This is a genomic window from uncultured Microbacterium sp. (assembly GCF_963521695.1).
Lineage (GTDB): Bacteria > Actinomycetota > Actinomycetes > Actinomycetales > Microbacteriaceae > Microbacterium.
Genome location: NZ_CAUQWC010000227.1, coordinates 1 through 5,330 on the forward strand (window position 1 = coordinate 1; position 5,330 = coordinate 5,330).

The following is a 5,330-nucleotide window of genomic DNA, read 5'->3' on the forward strand; positions in this document are numbered from 1 at the left end:
GCCCACCGCAGCGCGGCACGCCCGGTACCGGCCGGACGGGATCCGTTCAGGTGCGGCCGCGGGCCGCGACCCGCGCGTCGCGGTCGGCCAGTCGCGCCAGCTCCTCGTTGTACGCGTCGAGCTCGAGGTCGCCGACACGGTCGACGTGACGGTCGCGGCGCTTCTGGTGCCGCTCGTCGCTGCGGCTCCACTGGATCGCCACCGTGATGGCGAGGATGAGCGTGGGGATCTCGCCCACCGACCAGGCCACGCCGCCACCGACGTACTGATCCTCGAGGGGCGTCGCGCCCCAGGTGCGGCCCATCGCGCCGAACCACTCCGACACCATCAGACCGGAGTTCATCATGATCGCGATGCCGAAGAACGCATGCATCGCCATGATCGCGATGAGCACCAGCAGGCGCATCGGATAGGCGAGGCGGAAGGGCACCGGATCGATGCCGATGAGACTGAGCACGAAGAGGTACCCGGTGACGAGGAAGTGCGCGACCATCCAGATGTGTCCGACGTGGTCGTACAGCGACCACCGGAACAGGTCGGTGTAATAGAACGCCCAGAGCGAGCCGATGAACAGGCCCGCGGCGACGTACGGGTTCGTCAGCACCTTCGCGATCGGGTTGTGCACCGCCCACAGGATCCACTCGCGCCCGCCGCGCGTGCCGTCGTCGCGCTTGCGGATCGCGCGGGCGGCGAGCGAGACGGGTGCCCCGGAGACCAGCATCAGCGGGATGGCCATCGACAGCAGCATGTGCCCGATCATGTGCATGCTGAACAGGTAGTCCTGATAGACGTTGATCGGACCCGACGTGACCCAGAACACCCCGAACATGCCCAGGCACCACAGCACCGTGCGGTGGATCGGCCACGAGTCGCCCCGGCGGAGCAGGCGCCAGACGCCGGCGAGGTAGAAGAACAGACCGAAGGCGACGATCAGCGCCCACAGCAGGTCGATGTTCCACGCCGTGAACCAGCGTTCGAGGGTCAGCTCGGGCGGCAGCGTTGCGCCCGTCAGCACTTCGGCCGGCGAGCTGCCGATCAGAGCCGCCTCGGTGGGCGGGGGCGTGCGCGCGAGCGCCGCGGCGACACCGCTCGCGACACCCATGAAGACGAGCTCGAGGGCGATGACGCCCCAGAAGCGCGCGGACCCCGGCTCGTCGGCCATGCGCGAGATGAGGCGGCTTCGGTACCAGGCGCCGAGCACTCCCATGGCGACGAGCGCGACGACCTTGACGAGCACGAGCGCGCCGTACGCCGACCAGAGGTTCTGCACGTCCACCAGGCTGATCGACGCGCGCACCGTGCCCGAGACGGCGACGACGATGAAGGCGACGAGCGCGATCGAGGAGTACCGCAGCAAAGTGGTCTGGAGCTGTCCGCGCGACATCGCGGGCCTGACGACGACCAGCAGGATGAGCCCGCCGAGCCAGGCCGCCGCGGCGATGATGTGCAGCACGAGCGCGGTGACCGCGGCGTCGTGACTGGCCTCGGTGCCGGCGTGCCCCTGCGTGCCCATCGGGATGAGCGAGGCGAGGGCGAGGATCGCCACGATGAGCGTGGGGATCCACGACCGCACCGCGAAGGTGAGCACCGTGAGCACCGCCCCGGCGATCGTGGTGATCAGCCAGGCCTGCCCCGGTGGGCTCTCGACGAGGAAGCGTCCGAGCTGCTGCCCGAAGACCGCGTCGAGCGTGGGGGTGGCGTTGAGGACGTTCAGGAACGTCATGTACCCCGTCGTGGCTGCACCGACGGTGAAGACGGCGGCGCCGATCGACGCGGTGTCGAGGGCGATCTCGAACGCCCGCTCCCCCGCCGGCATTGCGAACAGCGCCAGCACCAGCGAGCCGACCATGGTGGCCGCGGCGAGGTTGACCACCACCGTGGCGATCGGCAGACCCCAGCGCACCACGGGGCCGGCATCGGCGAGGCGTCCGGGGGCCGCTCCGCCGCCGAAGGCGAGACCGGCGACGACGGCGACGATCGAGACCGCGACCAGGATGACGGGTCCCGCGACGCGCAGAAGTCGGGGATTCACGCGTCCAGCCTACGTCGCGCGGGAACGACGGAGGGGGGATGCCGCTGGGCATCCCCCCTCGATGGTTCGGCGTCGTCTTACTTGACGGCGGCCTTGAGCTTGGAGCCCGCGGTGACCTTGACGCGCTTGCCGGCGGGGATCGAGATCTCCTCGCCCGTCTGCGGGTTGCGGCCCGTGCGAGCCGACGTGGCGACCTGCTCGAAGGCGATCCAGCCGGGGATCGAGACCTTGCTGCCCTTGGCGACCGCCTCGGAGACGGTGGAGAAGAGGGAGTCGAGCACGCCCGACACGGCGGACTGGCTCTGCCCGGTCGCGCTGGCGATGCTCGCGACGAGCTCGGTCTTGGTGATGGACTTGTCGGCCATGTGGTTGTCCTCCAGACGGCGGCGAAAGCCGTCTCTCGTTACTCGGACGAGGAGGGATCCTCCTCGGTGGTCGGGAGACCGCCTCGACAGTATCAACCGAACCGCGGAATTACGCGGATCTTGACCGATTTCGACCCGTTCTCCACTGCGTGTCGTGGTGCGCACGGTGCGGATGGGGCCGAAGCGACCCCTGATCTCTCGCGTGCATCGCCGCGACGATCGCCGGACACACGGCTCGGACGCCCCGTCCGCGCGCCGCAGCGACCGGGTTAAGAGAGAGGGGTCGGCGGGCGATTCTGGAGAGAGTCCCCCGGGCGTTCTCCACACCTCCGCTCTCGGCGATTCTTGACGCAACACAACAGAACTATGATGTGCCGCACCAGTTCGAGGGCACCCGAAGCCCGAAAGAACTCACCCGCTGACGGTATTTACCTAGGAGGGGCCATGCCGGGAACGCCCGCCTCGATAGAGGCACGCGCCGCGCTTCGCAGCGCCGCCGCGACGACGGCACTGCGACTGCTCCCCGGCCATGGTGTGCCCGCCGCTCGCCACCTCGCCCTGCTCTCCGAGGCGGAGCTCCCCGAGGCGCCGGTGATGTGGACCGATGCGACGGCTCTGTCCCTCGCGGCGCTCCTGGCCGCCCGCGCCCGGCGCGACGCCCTCGCGGAGGGAGTCGCCGTCGTTGCACGCTACTTCGACGATGTCCGTCTGAACAGGCCGGCCTCACTGTCGTCCGGCGCCCGGTCGCAGCTCTGCGCGAGCATCGGCGAGTACTGCAACTCCATCGGCTGGCCCCAGGCGGCAGCACGGTTCGGCGCCGAGGCCCTGCTGTTCGCCGACACCGACGAGACGCGTTACCGGGCCCTGTCGGTGAGCGCCCTCGGCCACGCACTCAACGGCGAATACATCACCGCCGAGACCGCCCGCGCCGAGGCCGCGGACCTGTTCGTCGCACGGGACTGGGCCGCATCCGAGACCGCCTACCTGCTCCTTCTCGCGGAGGCGCTCATCGCCTCCTCCCGACTGGACGTCGGACGCCTGCTCGAAGCCGCGGCAGCGATGCGGCGTGCGCAACCCGACGACCCGTACTGGGGCTACGCCGCGCGCGCGATCGAGGTCATGGCGATGATGTTCCGCCGTGATCTCGGAGCGGGTCGCGCCGAGGCCCGACGGCTCCTGCACGGCAGCCGACGACTCAGCAGTCACCGCATGATGCGGCACTTCCTGGTCAGCGTCCTCTCCGACATCCTGGTCGCGCAGGGCGAGTATCGCGAGGCGCTGTCGACGCTCGAACCGTGCGAGACGCCTGAGGGCCACGGCATCTGCTTCTCGATGCAGCGCTCCGCCGCCCTCCTCCGCCTCGGGCGCGACCGCGAGTTGCTGCTCGAGACCGACGCGTGCATCGCGTCCGAAGCCGATCACTGCCTGCGTACCCTGACCCCCCTGCTCGTGCGGCGCGCTCTCGCGTTGAACCGCCTGGGCTTCACCCGGCGAGCGCGCCAGAGCATGGAGACGGCGCTCCGCCTCATTGTGCGCACGGGCTGCTCGGCGACGCCGTTCCTCATGCTCCCCCACGAGGAGACCCGGGCGCTGATGGATACCGCCGCCCTCGAGGACCCCGAGCTCGCCGACGTCCTGCCGTACCTGCACGCGGCGCTCGCCCGCGTGGCGACCCCGGATGCCGAGGCGCGCTCGTCTGTCTCTGTCGCCCGACTGACTCCGACCGAGGTCGCCACGGCCGAGATGCTCCTGCGGTCGCTGAGCCTGCCGGACATCGCGCGCGAACGCGGTGTCTCGCTCAACACCGTCAAGAGCCAGGTGCGCTCGATTTACCACAAGCTCGGTGTCGGTGGTCGCGCGGAGGCGATGGAACGTCTCGCAGCCACCTACGCCTGAGATGCCGGCGGAACGCCGAAGGGCGGGGATCCCTTTCGGAATCCCCGCCCTTCGTACGGGTGTCTGGTGCTTACCAGCTCGACTTGGTCACGCCGGGCAGCTCGCCACGGTGGGCCATGTCACGGAAGCGGACGCGCGAGACGCCGAACTTCGTGAGGACACCACGGGGGCGACCGTCGATGACGTCGCGGCTGCGCACGCGCGCGGGCGACGCGTTGCGGGGGAGCTTCTGCAGCCCCACGCGGGCGGCCTCGCGGGCCTCGTCGGTCGCGGTCGGGTCGACCAGGGTCTTCTTCAGCTCGGCGCGCTTCGCGGCGTAGCGCTCGACGACGACCTTGCGCTGCTCGTTGCGCGCGATCTTGCTCTTCTTAGCCATGTGCTTAGCGCTCCTCTCGGAAGTCGACGTGCTTGCGGACCACGGGGTCGTACTTCTTCAGCACGATGCGGTCGGGGTTGTTGCGGCGGTTCTTGCGCGTCACGTAGGTGTACCCCGTGCCCGCGGTCGAACGCAGCTTGATGATCGGACGTACGTCCTGAGCCTTCTTCGCCATTACAGCTTCACGCCCTTCGCCTGCAGGTCACGGACGACGGACTCGATGCCGCGAGCGTCGATGACCTTGATGCCCTTCGCCGAAACGTTGAGCTTGATGTTGCGACCCAGCGACGGAACGAAGTAGGTCTTCTTCTGCACGTTCGGGTCGAAGCGGCGCTTCGTCCGGCGGTGCGAGTGCGAGATGTTGTGACCGAAGCCGGGAACCGCTCCAGTCACCTGGCACACTGCTGCCATGGTGATGTCTCCTTCTGTACCGTGACACCGGACGGTGCCACCCAAGATCCCTTGTCTGCACCCCGTCTGAGCATGGCGAAAGGCCACGTTCAGGAGATGGGATGCGAACTGCGTGCTGGAGTGCGCGCAGACAAGGGGTCAGTCTAGCACGGGCGGCCTTCCTGCCCTGGGCCCGTCGAAGGGTCGCCTCGACGAGCCGCCTCCTCCGCTACCCCCCGCCCCCAGCGGAACGCCGAGACCGTGGCATCCC

At 69.2% G+C, this 5,330-nt stretch carries 6 protein-coding genes; 1 reads left to right on the forward strand and 5 read right to left on the reverse strand.

The genetic code is table 11. The features are described from left to right. Positions 1 to 46 precede the first annotated feature (46 nt). Together RWP81_RS13910 and RWP81_RS13915 are read right to left on the reverse strand one after the other, a co-directional pair. A complete protein-coding gene (locus RWP81_RS13910; RefSeq protein WP_314457053.1) occupies positions 47 to 2,032 on the reverse strand; it encodes a cytochrome c oxidase assembly protein in 1,986 nt (661 codons plus the stop codon). 77 nt (positions 2,033 to 2,109) lie between these two features. Continuing rightward, complete coding sequence (locus tag RWP81_RS13915) at positions 2,110 to 2,397, reverse strand: HU family DNA-binding protein (protein WP_013584778.1); 288 nt, start codon at positions 2,395 to 2,397, stop codon at positions 2,110 to 2,112. 444 nt (positions 2,398 to 2,841) lie between these two features. Between RWP81_RS13915 and RWP81_RS13920 the strand changes: the two genes are divergently transcribed. Continuing rightward, complete coding sequence (locus RWP81_RS13920) at positions 2,842 to 4,293, forward strand: LuxR C-terminal-related transcriptional regulator (protein WP_314457059.1); 1,452 nt, start codon at positions 2,842 to 2,844, stop codon at positions 4,291 to 4,293. 70 nt (positions 4,294 to 4,363) lie between these two features. Here the strand turns inward: RWP81_RS13920 and rpsN are convergent, their stop codons facing one another. The 3 genes from rpsN to rpmB are packed head-to-tail and all read right to left on the reverse strand — an operon-like array spanning position 4,364 to position 5,080. Beyond that, positions 4,364 to 4,669 (reverse strand): 30S ribosomal protein S14, encoded by a 306-nt coding sequence (gene rpsN / locus RWP81_RS13925; protein ID WP_013584776.1) that lies wholly within the window; start codon positions 4,667 to 4,669, stop codon positions 4,364 to 4,366. A gap of 4 nt (positions 4,670 to 4,673) precedes the next feature. Beyond that, positions 4,674 to 4,844: a 50S ribosomal protein L33 gene (gene rpmG / locus RWP81_RS13930; RefSeq protein ID WP_013584775.1), complete on the reverse strand. Its 171-nt coding sequence runs from the start codon at positions 4,842 to 4,844 to the stop codon at positions 4,674 to 4,676. Beyond that, a complete protein-coding gene (gene rpmB, locus RWP81_RS13935; protein ID WP_055832508.1) occupies positions 4,844 to 5,080 on the reverse strand; it encodes a 50S ribosomal protein L28 in 237 nt (78 codons plus the stop codon). Before rpmB ends, rpmG begins: the two co-directional genes overlap by 1 nt. Positions 5,081 to 5,330 lie beyond the last annotated feature (250 nt).